This window comes from Klebsiella sp. GN_Kp190, assembly GCF_040061795.1.
GTDB classification, from domain to species: domain Bacteria; phylum Pseudomonadota; class Gammaproteobacteria; order Enterobacterales; family Enterobacteriaceae; genus Klebsiella; species Klebsiella michiganensis.
Genome location: NZ_JBEAFN010000010.1, coordinates 105,954 through 121,839 on the forward strand (window position 1 = coordinate 105,954; position 15,886 = coordinate 121,839).

The window sequence follows — 15,886 nt, forward strand, 5'->3', positions numbered from 1 at the left end:
ATAATGGCTATCGAAATCAAAGTACCGGACATCGGGGCTGATGAAGTTGAAATCACCGAGATTCTGGTCAAAGTGGGCGACAAAGTTGAAGCTGAACAGTCGCTGATCACCGTAGAAGGCGACAAAGCCTCTATGGAAGTCCCGTCTCCGCAGGCTGGCGTCGTTAAAGAGATCAAAGTCTCCGTCGGCGACAAAACCGAGACCGGTAAACTGATCATGATTTTCGATTCCGCCGATGGTGCAGCAGCAGCTGCACCTGCGCAGGAAGAGAAGAAAGAAGCGGCTCCGGCCGCCGCAGCACCGGCAGCCGCCAGCGCGAAAGAAGTTCATGTACCGGATATCGGCGGTGATGAAGTTGAAGTCACGGAAATCATGGTAAAAGTGGGTGACACCATCGCCGCTGAACAATCCCTGATCACCGTAGAAGGCGATAAAGCCTCTATGGAAGTGCCGGCGCCGTTCGCCGGTACCGTGAAAGAGATCAAGATTAACACCGGCGACAAAGTGTCCACGGGTTCCCTGATCATGATCTTCGAAGTGGCGGGCGCAGCGCCTGCCGCGGCGCCGGCGAAAGCGGAAGCCGCTCCGGCTGCTGCTGCACCGGCAGCTTCAGGTTCTAAAGAAGTTCACGTGCCGGATATCGGCGGCGATGAAGTTGAAGTGACTGAAGTGATGGTGAAAGTGGGCGATAAAATTGCCGCTGAACAGTCACTGATCACCGTTGAAGGCGACAAAGCTTCCATGGAAGTGCCTGCGCCGTTCGCGGGTACCGTGAAAGAGATCAAAATCAGCACCGGCGACAAAGTTTCCACCGGCTCCCTGATTATGGTCTTCGAAGTGGAAGGCGCTGCGCCTGCCGCAGCTCCGGCTGCCGCGGCTGCTCCAGCACCAGCTGCTGCACCGGCTCAGGCTGCTAAACCAGCTGCACCTGCTGCAAAAGCAGAAGGCAAATCTGAGTTCGCTGAAAACGACGCTTACGTTCACGCCACCCCGCTGATTCGTCGCCTGGCGCGCGAGTTCGGTGTAAACCTGGCGAAAGTGAAAGGAACTGGTCGTAAAGGCCGTATCCTGCGCGAAGACGTTCAGGCCTACGTGAAAGAAGCGGTTAAACGCGCTGAAGCCGCGCCTGCTGCTACCGGTGGCGGTATCCCGGGCATGCTGCCGTGGCCGAAAGTGGACTTCAGCAAGTTTGGTGAAGTGGAAGAAGTTGAACTGGGCCGTATCCAGAAGATCTCTGGTGCTAACCTGAGCCGTAACTGGGTGATGATCCCGCACGTTACGCACTTCGACAAAACCGATATCACCGATCTGGAAGCGTTCCGTAAACAGCAGAACGCCGAAGCTGAGAAGCGTAAGCTGGACGTGAAATTCACTCCGGTGGTCTTCATCATGAAAGCCGTTGCCGCGGCGCTTGAGCAGATGCCGCGCTTCAACAGCTCCCTGTCTGAAGATGCACAGCGTCTGACGCTGAAGAAATACATCAATATCGGTGTGGCGGTTGATACCCCGAATGGTCTGGTTGTTCCGGTCTTCAAAGACGTGAACAAGAAGAGCATTACCGAGCTGTCTCGTGAACTGACCGTGATTTCCAAGAAAGCGCGTGATGGTAAGCTGACCGCTGGCGAAATGCAGGGTGGTTGCTTCACTATCTCCAGCATCGGCGGCCTGGGTACCACCCACTTCGCACCGATTGTGAACGCGCCGGAAGTGGCTATCCTCGGCGTGTCCAAGTCCGCGATGGAGCCGGTATGGAATGGCAAAGAGTTCGTGCCGCGTCTGATGATGCCGATCTCTCTGTCCTTCGACCACCGCGTGATCGACGGTGCTGATGGTGCGCGCTTTATCACCATCATCAACAATATGCTGAGCGACATTCGCCGCCTGGTGATGTAAGCAAAAAGCCGGCCTGACGGCCGGCTTTTTTCTGGTAATCTCTTCTGCGTTTTGAAGTTACCAGCAATAAAGGACAAAATCGTTTGCCGTTTGTTGTTTCAAAATTGTTAACAATTTTGTAAAATGCTTGCGGATAGAACGTCCCGGTGGACATGGGCGTAAAAACAATAGCGTCAGACCCGCCGGATACAAATAACAGAGGTCATGATGAGTACTGAAATCAAAACTCAGGTCGTGGTACTTGGGGCAGGCCCCGCAGGTTATTCTGCTGCCTTCCGTTGCGCTGATTTAGGTCTGGAAACCGTCATCGTAGAACGTTACAGCACCCTCGGCGGTGTTTGCCTGAACGTCGGCTGTATCCCTTCTAAAGCACTGCTGCACGTTGCTAAAGTTATCGAAGAAGCGAAAGCGCTGGCCGAACACGGCATCGTTTTCGGTGAACCGAAAACTGACATTGACAAGATTCGCACCTGGAAAGAAAAAGTCATCACTCAGCTGACCGGCGGTCTGGCTGGCATGGCCAAAGGGCGTAAAGTGAAGGTGGTTAACGGTCTGGGTAAATTTACCGGCGCTAACACCCTGGAAGTGGAAGGCGAAAACGGTAAAACCGTCATCAACTTCGACAACGCTATCATCGCGGCGGGCTCCCGTCCGATCGAACTGCCGTTCATTCCGCATGAAGATCCGCGCGTATGGGACTCCACCGATGCGCTGGAGCTGAAAACCGTACCAAAACGCCTGCTGGTTATGGGCGGCGGTATCATCGGTCTGGAAATGGGTACCGTATACCATGCGCTGGGTTCAGAGATTGACGTGGTTGAAATGTTCGACCAGGTTATCCCGGCTGCCGATAAAGACGTGGTGAAAGTCTTCACCAAGCGCATCAGTAAGAAATTCAACCTGATGCTGGAAACCAAAGTGACCGCCGTTGAAGCGAAAGAAGACGGTATCTACGTTTCCATGGAAGGCAAAAAAGCCCCGGCTGAAGCGCAGCGCTACGACGCCGTGCTGGTAGCTATCGGCCGCGTACCGAACGGTAAAAACCTCGATGCCGGTAAAGCAGGCGTTGAAGTTGACGAGCGTGGCTTTATCCGCGTTGATAAACAGCTGCGTACCAACGTGCCGCACATCTTCGCTATCGGCGATATCGTCGGTCAGCCGATGCTGGCGCACAAAGGCGTTCACGAAGGCCACGTTGCTGCCGAAGTTATTGCCGGCATGAAGCACTACTTCGACCCGAAAGTTATCCCGTCCATCGCCTATACCGAGCCGGAAGTTGCGTGGGTTGGTCTGACTGAGAAAGAAGCGAAAGAGAAAGGCATCAGCTACGAAACCGCCACCTTCCCGTGGGCTGCTTCTGGCCGCGCCATCGCTTCCGACTGCGCTGACGGTATGACCAAACTGATTTTCGACAAAGAATCTCACCGCGTTATCGGCGGGGCGATTGTCGGCACCAACGGCGGCGAGCTGCTGGGTGAAATCGGTCTGGCGATCGAAATGGGCTGTGACGCTGAAGACATCGCGCTGACCATCCACGCTCACCCGACTCTGCACGAGTCCGTTGGCCTGGCAGCAGAAGTCTTCGAAGGCAGCATCACCGACCTGCCAAACGCGAAAGCGAAGAAAAAGTAAATTTTTCTTTCAGGCAAAATCCAAAAAGCGGCTCAGTGAGCCGCTTTTTTTATCGGTGATGTTTAGAACTGTGTCGCCGTTAATAAAATTGCATATCTTATTAATACTTGAAAAATAGTTACTCAGTAAACTTATAGGTAGTTAACTATATGTGAGGTGTGTGATGAAAAAAGTTTTAACGACGACGCTGCTGGCAGCAACACTGGTCTCGGGTATGGCCTGCGCGGCCGATGCCGCTATTCCCTGGGCTGATAACAGCGGCGGGACCGAAAGCACCCATATTGCGGCGATGGGCCAGGATTTGAATATGCAGCATCAGCAGATAACAAAGACCAGCGAAGGGGTATGGGCGGCGAATTCCGGCAGCATCAGCTCTGATGAAGCGGCGTTGACCAGCACTAAACCGGCTTTTGCGGGTGACCCGTCTCTGATGCCCCATCAGGGCTAAATCAGCACACAGATATGGCCCGGCAGCGTTATCGCACGCCGGGCTTTTTTTCTATTGATTGATGGCCTGCCAGGCTGAATCCGGCGAAAACTGCGAAATGGCGCGCGCTTTGCTCTGCGTCTCATCCCCTAAATTAGCCTGATAAACCTCATCATTCTGGTTGACCATAAAGCTCATGATGCCGGTTTTTCCCCATTCCACAGGCCACGCCAGCAGGGCGAAGCCCTGACCCTCGCCATCTTGAATGATGCGAAAACGGTAGCCGTGATAGCCTTCGCCGGGTTCGACGGGGCTAAACGCGGGCCCTAGCGGGCTGGGCGCTTCGCCGGGAGCGGCAGGCCAGTAGAGGCCGTCTTTCTTACCATCGCTGCTGATAATCCTCTGCGCCCAGGTGTGGTTTAGCCGATAAAAATCCTGCTGGGCATCAACGTAAGCGTGCATCGCCTGAATGGCTGACAGCTCATTGCGGCCAATCGCGCGAGTCAGGATCTCATCTTCAGCAGCGGCCATATCAAAACGCCAGCCGCTCTTATCCTTAATGATGGGGATCGGTAGCCGCCATGCTTCCTGTCCCACCTCCAGCCAGGCGCTATTCTGCTGCTGAACGATACGATGGCTGACTTTCCAGTCGCGCTGAAAGCGAGCGACGGCATCTGGGTCGATGCCCTCCGGCGGTAAAAATTGCTGCCAGCTATCGCCGAGCAGCCCGTTGAGGGCAGATTCATCATGCCTGCCGATTGCCTCAGCCAGCGCGCTTGCGGCCTGTTCCGGAGAGGAAAACTGCTGCTGAGCCAGCGCCATGGCGGGCGTCATGGCCAGCGCCAGCAGCGTCATTTTTAAAAATTTTTTCATCTGATTATCCTCAGCGGCGGCGCAGTTCACGGTGTTCGGAAAGATGTTCTCTGGCCGCGCTGCGCTGCTCGCTGCTTAAACCCGAGATATGGCGGCTCTGCAGGCCGCGCTCCTGCTGAGACTGCCAGGAGGGAGAGCGGATATCGTTACCGCTCAGGGCATTGGCGTGCAGATTATTCAGCTTCTGCTGACGTTGTTCGGGCGTTGCGGCCCGGAACTGTTCACGGCGCTGTTGCTGCTGCGCCGTCGGATGCTGAATTTGCGTTTTGACCGCTTCCCGATGCTGCTGTTGTACGGCGCTATTTTTTACCGCCGGCGTGGCGTCATAGCCGCGATAGTTATTGCGCTGGGTCACCTGATGGAGCTGCTGCGACGCGGCCTGGCGCTGGGCATCGCGGGAAGGCGCGTGATTAAGCGCGTTATCCGCAGGCCCGGTACGCTGCTGTAGCTGCGTCATGGCCGCCTGACGCTGCGCGTTGCGATCGGCGGGCTGATGTTGGGTCGCGCTAAGCCCGCCGGGAACATTGGTCTGATGGTAATGCTGCGCAATCGTATTGTTCGGATAGGGAATATTGCCGCGGTAGGCCGGATTATGCTGCCAGCTGGCGTGGTTTCCCGGCAGGTTCTGCCCGGTAATATGGTTGAAATTATTGACGTTGATGTTGATGTTATCGCCGTTGTGCGCGTAGCCGCCGTGATGATCATCATCGTGATGGTGATCGTCATCGTCATGGTGGTGATGATCGTCATCATCCCAGTCGATGCTGCTGAACAGAGCGTAGGTTGTGGCGACGCCGAGGCTATAGCCAAACCCCTTGACGAAGCTGTCGGTAAACTGCTCCCCCGGAGGCGGCGGCAGGTAGACCGGCGGATAGGCGGTGTCAGGCCAGGCGCCGTAAACAACTGAAGGGTTATAGGCCGGCACGTACACCACATTTGGATTGGTTGATTCGATTTTAATCACCTGCGCCGGGGCGGAGGATGTCACGGCGCTGCTGCTGCGGGAAGCGGTGGCCGTGGACGTTGCCGGAGCCGGTGCCGGTGCCGCGGAGCGGGTGGCGGTGATGACTTTCTGCTGCGGCGTGGATTTTAACGTTCCGGTCTGCTGGGCGATGGCGCGTAAGCGCTGCACCGAATCCATGACGTCCTGCGGCTGGGCGAGAAATACGTTACCCAGGTTTTCCACCCACGGCGCATTTTCTCCCATTAACGCGAGCAGGGAAGGGAAGGCGACCAGCGATTTTACGCTGGGATCCCAGGGCTGATTTGCCACCGCTTGCACCGCCGCGTCGCCCTTCATTGTGGGGTTATCCTGCGACCACTCTACCGCCTGGACAACGTTACTCGGGTAGGTCGAAGCCATCAGCACCTGCGACAGCAGATTGTCCGGATAGAGCGCGATTGGCGCGACCCACTGGTCTATCTGCGCGGGTGTATAGGTCGTGGTCACCGGCTGGGCGGCGGCGGTTGCCTGCGCCGTTTGCGCAACGGCGGGGGGCTCGGGAACCGTTTGCGGCTCCCGGCTTTTGACGTAGAGCGTACCCGCGGCGGCTAATAGCCCGGCGCTACAGAGCAGCGCGAGCAGATGGGGTTTGAAAGGCAGTGTCATGAGAACTCCCGGCACAATAATTGGCCCGTTTTGACAGAGTATTGTCGAAAAGCGGGGGATTGCCTGAGTATAGAGAGCGCGTATTTGCGTTTTTGATTTTAGTTGGGATTTTGCTCAATTATGTGTAACAGAATTAATTTTATATACCGCTAAATTGACAGAAAACCTGCATTATTCTGCCCTTAACGATTCAGCTAATTTTTAATGTTGCTTTTTTGTAAACAGATTAACACCCCGCCAAAATCCTGCTATGCTGCCGACGCGGTATCGGGCATTTACCCTACAAACTGCTGTCTCACAGGAGCGTGAAGAGAATCGCCTACCGCATTTTACAATGAGAGCGAGGAGAACCGTCGTGCTAGAAGAATACCGTAAGCACGTAGCTGAGCGTGCCGCCGAGGGGATTGTACCGAAACCCTTAGATGCAACCCAAATGGCCGCGCTGGTAGAACTGCTGAAAAACCCGCCAGCGGGTGAAGAAGAATTCTTGTTAGACCTGTTAATTAACCGCGTACCGCCGGGCGTCGACGAAGCCGCCTATGTTAAAGCCGGATTCCTTGCCGCGATCGCCAAAGGCGAAGCGACTTCTCCACTGGTTACCCGTGAAAAAGCTGTCGAACTGCTGGGCACCATGCAGGGCGGTTACAACATCCATCCCCTGATTGACGCGCTGGACGACGCAAAACTGGCGCCGATCGCCGCGAAAGCGCTGTCCCACACCCTGCTGATGTTCGACAACTTCTACGATGTAGAAGAGAAAGCCAAGGCGGGCAATGCCTACGCCAAACAGGTTATGCAATCCTGGGCCGACGCTGAGTGGTTCCTGAGCCGTCCTCAGCTGGCTGACAAAATCACCGTGACCGTTTTTAAAGTCACCGGCGAAACCAACACCGATGACCTGTCTCCGGCCCCTGACGCCTGGTCCCGCCCGGACATTCCGCTGCACGCGCTGGCAATGCTGAAAAACGCCCGCGAAGGCATCGACCCGGATCAGCCCGGCGCCGTTGGCCCGATTAAACAAATTGAAGCACTGCAGCAAAAAGGTTTCCCGCTGGCGTACGTCGGCGATGTCGTGGGTACCGGCTCATCGCGTAAATCCGCCACCAACTCGGTGCTGTGGTTTATGGGCGACGATATTCCGCACGTGCCGAACAAGCGCGGCGGCGGTCTGGTTCTCGGCGGCAAAATTGCGCCTATCTTCTTTAATACCATGGAAGATGCCGGCGCGCTGCCGATTGAAGTGGACGTAAACAACCTGAACATGGGCGACGTGATCGACGTTTATCCGTTCAAAGGTGAAGTACGTAACCACGAAACCGGCGAACTGCTGGCGACCTTCGAGCTGAAAACCGACGTGCTGATCGACGAAGTGCGCGCCGGCGGCCGTATCCCGCTAATCATCGGTCGTGGCCTGACCACCAAAGCGCGTGAAGCGCTGGGCCTGCCGCACAGCGATGTGTTCCGTCAGGCGAAAGACGTGGCGGAAAGCAGCCGCGGATACTCTCTGGCGCAGAAAATGGTGGGTCGCGCCTGCGGCGTGGCCGGGGTTCGTCCGGGCGCTTACTGCGAACCGAAGATGACCTCCGTAGGCTCTCAGGACACCACCGGCCCGATGACCCGTGATGAGCTGAAAGACCTGGCGTGCCTGGGCTTCTCTTCCGACCTCGTGATGCAGTCCTTCTGCCATACCGCCGCCTATCCGAAGCCGGTGGACGTCACCACGCACCACACGCTGCCGGACTTCATCATGAACCGCGGCGGCGTATCGCTGCGTCCGGGCGATGGCGTTATCCACTCCTGGCTGAACCGTATGCTGCTGCCTGATACCGTGGGTACCGGTGGTGATTCTCATACCCGTTTCCCGATCGGTATCTCCTTCCCGGCAGGCTCAGGCCTGGTGGCGTTTGCCGCCGCAACTGGCGTCATGCCGCTGGATATGCCGGAATCGGTACTGGTACGTTTTAAAGGCAAAATGCAGCCGGGCATCACCCTGCGCGATCTGGTACACGCCATCCCGCTGTATGCGATCAAACAGGGTCTGCTGACCGTGGAGAAGAAAGGTAAGAAAAACATCTTCTCCGGCCGCATTCTGGAAATTGAAGGTCTGCCGGATCTGAAAGTTGAGCAGGCGTTTGAGCTGACCGATGCCTCCGCCGAGCGTTCCGCCGCGGGCTGTACCATTAAGCTGAACAAAGAGCCGATCGTTGAGTATCTGACCTCCAACATCGTCCTGCTGAAGTGGATGATCGCCGAAGGTTACGGCGATCGCCGTACGCTGGAGCGTCGCGTTCAGGGCATGGAAAAATGGCTGGCGGATCCGCAGCTGCTGGAAGGCGACGCGGATGCGGAATATGCGGCGGTGATCGATATCGATCTGGCCGATATCAAAGAGCCCATCCTCTGCGCGCCGAACGATCCGGACGATGCGCGTTTGCTGTCCGACGTGCAGGGCGAGAAGATCGATGAAGTGTTTATCGGTTCCTGCATGACCAACATCGGCCACTTCCGCGCGGCCGGTAAGCTGCTGGACAACCACAAAGGCCAGCTGCCGACTCGTCTGTGGGTGGCGCCGCCAACCCGTATGGACGCCGCGCAGCTGACTGAAGAGGGCTACTACAGCGTGTTTGGTAAGAGCGGTGCGCGTATTGAAATCCCTGGCTGTTCCCTGTGCATGGGTAACCAGGCGCGCGTTGCCGACGGTGCGACGGTGGTCTCTACCTCAACCCGTAACTTCCCGAACCGTTTAGGTACCGGCGCTAACGTCTTCCTGGCCTCTGCGGAGCTGGCGGCCGTGGCCGCGCTTATCGGTAAACTGCCGACGCCGGAAGAGTATCAGACCTATGTTGCTCAGGTGGATAAAACCGCAGCGGATACCTATCGTTATCTGAACTTCGACCAGCTGGGTCAGTACACCGAGAAGGCCGACGGGGTTATTTTCCAGACCGCGGTGTAATGCGCTAACTCAGCGCTGTACATAATCCCGCCAATGCCCGGTGAACTTTGCGTCACCGGGCATTTTTATTTCCCGTCCCTCCGTCCACCACGCTTTTTTTCTCTTCCACTGCTGCGATAATGACTGTATGGGTACAGTGCAGCGGTGACGCACTGCCCTTGCAGAGGAAAAGACTATGGATTACGAATTTCTGCGCGATATTACCGGAGTGGTAAAGGTGCGAATGTCGATGGATCATGAGGCGATCGGCCACTGGTTCAACGAAGAGGTTAAAGATAACCTTGCCCTGCTGGACGAAGTCGAGCAGGCCGCGCGCACCGTTAAAGGCAGTGAACGTTCCTGGCAACGCGTCGGCCATGAATACACGCTATGGCTGGACGGCGAAGAAGTGATGATCCGCGCTAACCAACTGGATTTTTCCGGCGATGAGATAGAAGAGGGGATGAGCTACTATGACGAAGAAAGCCTCTCGCTATGCGGCGTGGAAGACTTTCTTCAGGTCGTCAACGCCTATCGAAAATTTGTAGGTCAATCCTGAGCAACGTTAATCATTTCCACGGCCGGACAGTTATGTCCGGCTTTTTTTTGGCCTTAACGGCCTGGTTTGATTTTTATTAATCATTTTAAAACTGTGATCTGGCGCGTTTGTGAAGTTTATTTGATTGAATATAATCTTTATGATTTTATTTAATCACAGCATAACAACAGGCGGGAAGACCATGAACATCAAAAAGGCTATAGAACGTGTACCTGGCGGCATGATGGTTGTGCCACTGGTGATCGGCGCCATTATCAATACCTTTGCCCCGCAAGCGCTTGAGATCGGCGGGTTCACCACCGCGCTGTTTAAAAACGGCGCAGCGCCGCTGATTGGCGCCTTCCTGCTCTGCATGGGGGCGGGAATTAGCGTCAAGGCAGCGCCACAGGCGCTGTTGCAGGGCGGTACCATTACGCTGACCAAACTCCTGATCGCCATTGCGATTGGCCTCGGCGTGGAACAGCTCTTTGGTGCTGAAGGGATCTTCGGCTTAAGCGGCGTGGCGATCATCGCTGCGATGAGTAACTCGAATGGCGGGCTTTACGCCGCGCTGGTTGGCGAGTTTGGTAACGAGCGTGATGTGGGAGCGATCTCCATCCTGTCACTGAATGACGGGCCATTCTTTACGATGATCGCGCTGGGTGCGGCGGGGATGGCCAACATTCCCATTATGGCGCTGGTCGCCGTGCTGGTGCCGCTGGTGGTGGGAATGATCCTGGGTAACCTCGATCCCAACATGCGCGACTTCCTGACCAAAGGCGGCCCGCTGTTGATTCCGTTCTTCGCTTTTGCGCTGGGCGCAGGGATCAACCTTGAAATGCTGCTACAGGGCGGTCTGGCGGGCATTCTGCTCGGCGTGCTGACGACCTTTATCGGCGGTTTCTTTAACATTCGTGCCGACCGTCTGGTGGGCGGAACCGGGATTGCCGGCGCGGCGGCGTCCAGTACCGCCGGAAACGCCGTGGCGACGCCGCTGGCGATTGCCCAGGCCGATCCCTCTCTGGCAGAGGTTGCCGCCGCGGCCGCGCCGCTGATTGCCGCATCGGTGATCACCACCGCGATTCTGACGCCGGTCCTCACCTCATGGGTGGCTAAGAAGCAAGCGCGTCAGGTTGCAGAGGAGAAAAAAGCATGAAAATGATCGTTATCGCCGACGACTTTACGGGTTCTAACGATACCGGCGTGCAGCTGGCAAAGAAGGGGGCGCGCACGGAAGTGATGCTAACGCCGGATCAAAAACCTTCGCGTCGCGCTGATGTGCTGGTGATCAACACCGAAAGCCGTGCGATGCCTGCAGCTGAGGCCGGGAAAGCGGTAGCGCAGGCGTTAGCGCCGTGGTGCGATGGTGATGCGCGTCCGCTGGTTTACAAGAAAATCGACTCTACTTTCCGCGGCAACGTGGGGGCTGAAGTGACGGCGGCAATGCGTGCTGCAAACCGGAAGCTGGCCGTAATTGCGGCGGCTATCCCCGCAGCCGGGCGCACCACCCGCGACGGATTATGCCTGGTCAACGGTACGCCACTGCTGGAAACCGAATTCGCCAGCGATCCGAAAACGCCCATTATCTCCTCGCGAATTGCGACGTTGATCGCCCTGCAAAGCGATATCCCGGTTCATGAAGTGTCGCTCGAAGACGTTCGTCGGGGGCAATTGAGCGCCCTGTTGACGGCTTTTTCAGCCGAGGGGGAGTGCATGGTGGTGGTGGATGCCGTGGAAGATCGCGATCTGTTGCTGATTGCCCAGGCTATTTGTGAACAAAAGGAGATGCCGCTGTTGGTTGGCGCTGCCGGGCTGGCGAACGCGCTACCGGTCAGCACCTTCATGCAGGAAAAGCAGGAGCTACCGGTACTGGTGGTGGCCGGATCGATGAGCGAGGCCACGCGGCGGCAGGTTGAAAAAGCGCTCTGCCAGGCGCGCGCCAGCGTCGTGGATATTGACGCCTCGCGGCTGGCCTCGGCGCAGTACGAGCAGGAAATGGCCGCGGCGGTTGAACAGGCCTGTGCGCTGCTCAGTCGCCAGCAGCACACCATTTTACGTACCAGCCGGAGTGCGGACGATCGGCAGATGATCGATGGCCTGTGCGCTCAGGCTGGCGTAAGCCGCCAGCAGCTCGGTGAGATGCTTAGCGAACGCCTCGGAATGATTACGCTGCGCATTATCGAACAGGCTCGTATTGGCGGGCTGTTCCTGACCGGAGGAGATATCGCCACCGCGGTCGCCGCCGCGCTCGGGGCGGAAGGCTATCGCATTCAGAGTGAGGTGGCGCCCTGTATTCCCTGCGGGACGTTCGTTAACAGTGAAATCGACGATCTGCCGGTTATCACTAAAGCCGGCGGATTCGGTTCAGACAGCACCCTTTGTGATGCGCTTTATTTTATTGAGGAGATGTACAGTGGTAACTAAAACAATTGCGATTACGATGGGCGACCCGGCGGGCATCGGTCCGGAAATTATTGTCAAAGCGCTTTGTGAAGACGAGCTCAACGGCGCGCCGCTGGTGGTGGTCGGGTGTCTGAAAACCCTGAAACGTCTGCAGGACAAAGGGCTGGCGGAAGGCGTCACCTTTCGCGCGATCGCCGAGGTCGCGGAGGCGCGATTTGCTCCAGGCGTGATTCATGTCATCGACGAGCCGCTGGCCCAGCCGGACGCGCTGGAGCCGGGTAAAGTGCAGGCCCAGGCGGGCGATCTGGCCTACCGCTGCGTGAAGCGGGCGACGGCGCTGGCGATGAAAGGCGACGTACACGCCATCGCGACCGCACCGCTGAATAAAGAAGCGCTTCATCTGGCCGGGCACAATTATCCTGGTCATACCGAGCTGCTGGCGACGCTGACTGAAAGCCGCGATTACGCCATGGTGCTCTACACCGACAAGCTGAAGGTCATTCATGTCTCGACCCACATTGCGTTGCGTAAGTTCCTCGATACGCTTAATGGCCAGCGCGTGGAGACGGTCATCGGCATCGCGGATCGCTTCCTGAAACGCGTAGGCTTCACCCAGCCGCGCATTGCCGTTGCCGGGGTCAATCCCCATGCGGGCGAAAACGGTCTGTTTGGCGATGAAGAAATACGCATTGTGTCGCCGGCCATTGAAAACATGAAAGCGAAGGGAATCGATGTTTACGGGCCCTGCCCGCCGGACACCGTGTTTCTACAGGCGTACGAGGGGCAATATGACATGGTGGTGGCGATGTACCACGATCAGGGACATATTCCGCTCAAACTGCTTGGCTTCTACGATGGGGTGAATATCACCGCGGGTCTGCCGTTCATCCGCACCTCTGCCGATCACGGCACCGCGTTTGATATAGCCTGGACGGGAAAAGCAAAATCTGAGAGCATGGCCGTATCGATTAAACTGGCAATGCAACTGGCGTAATTTCCTGTTATGAAAGGACAACACCGTCTGGATAAGATTGTGGCGTATTTGAAAAATCATACGCTGGTGACCGTGGAACAGCTGGTGGATGCGGTAGAAGCATCGCCTGCAACGATACGACGCGATCTGATCAAACTGGATGAGCAGGGCGTGATCAGCCGCAGCCACGGCGGTGTTGCCCTGCGGCGCTTTGAGCCTTCTCAGCCTACCACCAATGAAAAGCAGCTACGATCGCCTGCGGAAAAGCGGGCGATTGCGCGTTTTGCCGCCTCGATGGTGCAGGCGGGCGACGCGGTGGTACTGGATGCCGGCACCACCATGCTGGAGCTGGCAAAATGCCTGACCCATCTTCCGCTCAGGGTGATCACAGTCGATCTGCATATCGCTCTGTTTTTATCCGAGTTCCGCCAGATAGAAGTGACCATCGTCGGTGGCCGCATTGATGACAGCAGCCAGTCCTGTATCGGCGAGTTTGGTCGTAAGATGTTACGTAGCGTCTATCCCGATATCGCTTTTATGAGCTGTAACAGCTGGAGCGTGGAAAAGGGCGTGACGACGCCGACGGAAGAAAAGGCGGGGCTGAAGCAGGAGATCATTGCCAACGCCCAGCGTAAGATCTTACTGGCCGACAGCAGCAAATATGGCGCCCACTCGCTGTTCAACGTCGCTCCGCTGAGCCGCTTCACTGACATTATTACCGATGGGGGGTTGCCTCTTCCCGTTCAGGCTGAGCTGAAAGCGCAGTCCGTTGCCCTTACGCTGGTACAGCCTGAACGTTAAGGATACCGCCAGCCGATACGGTGTTACACGCTCGGGATATTGCGTCCGTAGTAGATTTCGCGCATCTCTTTCCAGAGCAGGTCGGTAATCACCTTACGCTCCTCTTCGCTCAAATCTTCTGGCTTCGTGTGGAACATATAGTGCTTAAGGTCGAACTCCTTAAGCAACATCTTGGTATGGAAAATATTTTCCTGATAAACGTTCACGTCCACCATGTCATACAAAGACTTAATATCCTCGGACATGAAGTTCTGAATGGAGTTAATTTCATGATCGATGAAGTGCTTCATGCCGTTCACATCGCGGGTAAAACCGCGAACGCGATAATCAATCGTGACGATATCGGATTCTAGCTGGTGAATCAGATAGTTCAGGGCCTTCAGCGGTGAAATGACCCCGCAGGTTGAGACTTCAATATCGGCGCGGAAGGTGCACAGTCCGCCTTCAGGATGGCTTTCCGGATAGGTGTGAACGCAGATATGGCTTTTATCGAGATGCGCCACCACGGTTTCCGGTAGCGGACCCGGGTGTTCTGTCTGATCGATAAGCTGCGGATCGACAGGCTCTTCGCTGACCAGGATCGTCACGCTGGCGCCCTGCGGTTCATAATCCTGGCGGGCAATGTTAAGAATATTGGCGCCGATAATCGAACAGGTCTCTGACAAAATTTCCGTCAGGCGGTTGGCGTTGTAGAGTTCGTCAATATAGGCGATGTAGCCATCGCGCTCCTCTGCCGTTTTTGCGTAGCAGATATCGTAAATGCAAAAACTCAGGCTTTTGGTCAGATTGTTAAAGCCGTGCAGCTTCAATTTTTTCAATTTAGATCACCTCCTTACTTAACGGTGGATAGCGCATCCAGTAAATACTGCGGTAAAGCAAATGCCGCCGCGTGAATGGCCGGATTGTAATAACGGCACTTCAGGTTCGACTTGTGAAAACGGGCCTGGATGATTTCACTGGAAAGATGGCGCAGCGCTTCGTTGTCCGTGGCCCATGCGAAGGTCATGATGCCGCCGTAGTAGGTGGGAATCGCCGCCTGATAGAAGCTTACGTCGCTAAAGTAATGGCTGAGCTTGCGATGGCTATCGACGGCCTCATCCTGTTGCAGGAAGCTGACTCCGTTCTGAGCGACGAAGATCCCGCCTGGGTTGAGGCAGCGCTTGCAGCCTTCATAGAAGGCGGAAGTAAACAGGCTCTCGCCGGGACCGATAGGATCGGTGCAGTCGGAGATAATGACATCAAACGTTTGCGCCGTCTGGTTAACAAAATTGACGCCATCGTCAATCACCAGGGTAAAGCGCGGGTCGTCGTACGCACCCGCGTTATGGTTGGGGAGGTACTGGCGACAGAATGAAACCACGCCAGCGTCAATTTCTACCATGGTGATGGTTTCGACGCTGCGGTGACGGGAGACTTCGCGCAGCATGGCGCCATCGCCGCCGCCGATAATTAACACATGTTTCGCCTGGCCGTGGGCCATCAGAGGAACATGGGTCATCATTTCATGGTAGATAAACTCATCACGTTCGGTGGTTTGTACCACGCCGTCCAGCGCCATCACGCGGCCAAAGGCTGCGTTTTCGAAAATAATTAAATCCTGATGATCGGTTTTCTCATGATACAGAACGTTATCAACGCTGAAATACTGACCAAAATGGTCGTGCAGCGTTTCATGCCACAGATTGCTATCGGCCACGGGCAGATCCTCCTTTGTTAACACCTGTTACACCCATCAAAAATGAGCGCAACATCATAGCCAACTATAGAAGATGATGCACGGTGGATATTTCAGCAAATGAAGCGTG

The 15,886-nt window shown here is 56.1% G+C and carries 13 protein-coding genes; 9 read left to right on the plus strand and 4 right to left on the minus strand.

The features are described 5' to 3' along the window. Window positions 1–3: 3 nt before the first annotated feature. The 3 genes from aceF (at window position 4) to ABLU67_RS07725 (ending at window position 3,973) form a co-directional block, all read left to right on the plus strand. Window positions 4–1,893: a pyruvate dehydrogenase complex dihydrolipoyllysine-residue acetyltransferase gene (gene aceF / locus ABLU67_RS07715; RefSeq protein WP_014227937.1), complete on the plus strand. Its 1,890-nt coding sequence runs from the start codon at window positions 4–6 to the stop codon at window positions 1,891–1,893. A gap of 207 nt (window positions 1,894–2,100) precedes the next feature. Next, window positions 2,101–3,525: a dihydrolipoyl dehydrogenase gene (lpdA, locus tag ABLU67_RS07720; protein ID WP_004098637.1), complete on the plus strand. Its 1,425-nt coding sequence runs from the start codon at window positions 2,101–2,103 to the stop codon at window positions 3,523–3,525. A gap of 163 nt (window positions 3,526–3,688) precedes the next feature. Next, window positions 3,689–3,973 (plus strand): hypothetical protein, encoded by a 285-nt coding sequence (locus ABLU67_RS07725; RefSeq protein ID WP_014227938.1) that lies wholly within the window; start codon window positions 3,689–3,691, stop codon window positions 3,971–3,973. A 51-nt stretch (window positions 3,974–4,024) separates the two neighbouring features. Here ABLU67_RS07725 and ABLU67_RS07730 read toward each other — a convergent pair whose 3' ends face one another. Together ABLU67_RS07730 and ABLU67_RS07735 are read right to left on the minus strand one after the other, a co-directional pair. Next, window positions 4,025–4,825 carry a DUF2950 family protein gene (locus ABLU67_RS07730; protein WP_148851028.1) on the minus strand — a complete coding sequence of 267 codons (801 nt, stop codon included), beginning with the start codon at window positions 4,823–4,825 and terminating at the stop codon, window positions 4,025–4,027. 10 nt (window positions 4,826–4,835) lie between these two features. Then, window positions 4,836–6,434: a DUF3300 domain-containing protein gene (locus tag ABLU67_RS07735; RefSeq protein ID WP_348852235.1), complete on the minus strand. Its 1,599-nt coding sequence runs from the start codon at window positions 6,432–6,434 to the stop codon at window positions 4,836–4,838. A gap of 355 nt (window positions 6,435–6,789) precedes the next feature. On the opposite strand from ABLU67_RS07735, the gene acnB reads away from it, so the two are divergent. The 6 genes from acnB to ABLU67_RS07765 all read left to right on the plus strand — a co-directional run bounded on the left by acnB (window position 6,790) and on the right by ABLU67_RS07765 (window position 14,081). Beyond that, the gene (gene acnB, locus ABLU67_RS07740) at window positions 6,790–9,387 is read left to right on the plus strand and encodes a bifunctional aconitate hydratase 2/2-methylisocitrate dehydratase (protein WP_004098644.1); all 2,598 of its coding nucleotides are present in this window, start codon (window positions 6,790–6,792) and stop codon (window positions 9,385–9,387) included. Between the two features lie 175 nt (window positions 9,388–9,562). Next, window positions 9,563–9,925 carry a protein YacL gene (yacL, locus tag ABLU67_RS07745; RefSeq protein WP_004098646.1) on the plus strand — a complete coding sequence of 121 codons (363 nt, stop codon included), beginning with the start codon at window positions 9,563–9,565 and terminating at the stop codon, window positions 9,923–9,925. A gap of 181 nt (window positions 9,926–10,106) precedes the next feature. Beyond that, window positions 10,107–11,060: a 2-keto-3-deoxygluconate permease 1 gene (locus tag ABLU67_RS07750; RefSeq protein ID WP_025106505.1), complete on the plus strand. Its 954-nt coding sequence runs from the start codon at window positions 10,107–10,109 to the stop codon at window positions 11,058–11,060. Further along, window positions 11,057–12,328: a D-threonate kinase gene (locus ABLU67_RS07755; protein ID WP_102803133.1), complete on the plus strand. Its 1,272-nt coding sequence runs from the start codon at window positions 11,057–11,059 to the stop codon at window positions 12,326–12,328. The genes ABLU67_RS07750 and ABLU67_RS07755 overlap by 4 nt, the downstream gene beginning before the upstream one ends. Further along, the gene (locus ABLU67_RS07760; protein ID WP_014227943.1) at window positions 12,318–13,301 is read left to right on the plus strand and encodes a D-threonate 4-phosphate dehydrogenase; all 984 of its coding nucleotides are present in this window, start codon (window positions 12,318–12,320) and stop codon (window positions 13,299–13,301) included. The genes ABLU67_RS07755 and ABLU67_RS07760 overlap by 11 nt, the downstream gene beginning before the upstream one ends. A 9-nt stretch (window positions 13,302–13,310) precedes the next feature. Further along, on the plus strand, window positions 13,311–14,081 hold the full coding sequence (locus ABLU67_RS07765) for a DeoR/GlpR family DNA-binding transcription regulator (RefSeq protein ID WP_032748007.1): 771 nt from the start codon (window positions 13,311–13,313) through the stop codon (window positions 14,079–14,081). Window positions 14,082–14,104: 23 nt separating this feature from the next. Here ABLU67_RS07765 and speD read toward each other — a convergent pair whose 3' ends face one another. Further along, window positions 14,105–14,899, minus strand: coding sequence for an adenosylmethionine decarboxylase (gene speD, locus ABLU67_RS07770; RefSeq protein WP_004098656.1), 795 nt, complete (start codon window positions 14,897–14,899; stop codon window positions 14,105–14,107). A 14-nt stretch (window positions 14,900–14,913) separates the two neighbouring features. Continuing rightward, a complete protein-coding gene (gene speE, locus ABLU67_RS07775; RefSeq protein WP_004098658.1) occupies window positions 14,914–15,777 on the minus strand; it encodes a polyamine aminopropyltransferase in 864 nt (287 codons plus the stop codon). Window positions 15,778–15,886: the final 109 nt, after the last annotated feature.

What these genes read in the sequence shown, in the direction of transcription:
- lpdA (WP_004098637.1), top strand. Translation starts at nt 2,101, where the DNA reads ATGAGTACTGAAATCAAAACTCAGGTCGTGGTACTTGGGGCAGGCCCC.
- ABLU67_RS07725 (WP_014227938.1), top strand. Translation starts at nt 3,689, where the DNA reads ATGAAAAAAGTTTTAACGACGACGCTGCTGGCAGCAACACTGGTCTCG.
- ABLU67_RS07765 (WP_032748007.1), top strand. Translation starts at nt 13,311, where the DNA reads ATGAAAGGACAACACCGTCTGGATAAGATTGTGGCGTATTTGAAAAAT.
- aceF (WP_014227937.1), top strand. Translation starts at nt 4, where the DNA reads ATGGCTATCGAAATCAAAGTACCGGACATCGGGGCTGATGAAGTTGAA.
- ABLU67_RS07755 (WP_102803133.1), top strand. Translation starts at nt 11,057, where the DNA reads ATGAAAATGATCGTTATCGCCGACGACTTTACGGGTTCTAACGATACC.
- ABLU67_RS07730 (WP_148851028.1), bottom strand. Translation starts at nt 4,825, where the DNA reads ATGAAAAAATTTTTAAAAATGACGCTGCTGGCGCTGGCCATGACGCCC.
- ABLU67_RS07750 (WP_025106505.1), top strand. Translation starts at nt 10,107, where the DNA reads ATGAACATCAAAAAGGCTATAGAACGTGTACCTGGCGGCATGATGGTT.
- yacL (WP_004098646.1), top strand. Translation starts at nt 9,563, where the DNA reads ATGGATTACGAATTTCTGCGCGATATTACCGGAGTGGTAAAGGTGCGA.
- ABLU67_RS07735 (WP_348852235.1), bottom strand. Translation starts at nt 6,434, where the DNA reads ATGACACTGCCTTTCAAACCCCATCTGCTCGCGCTGCTCTGTAGCGCC.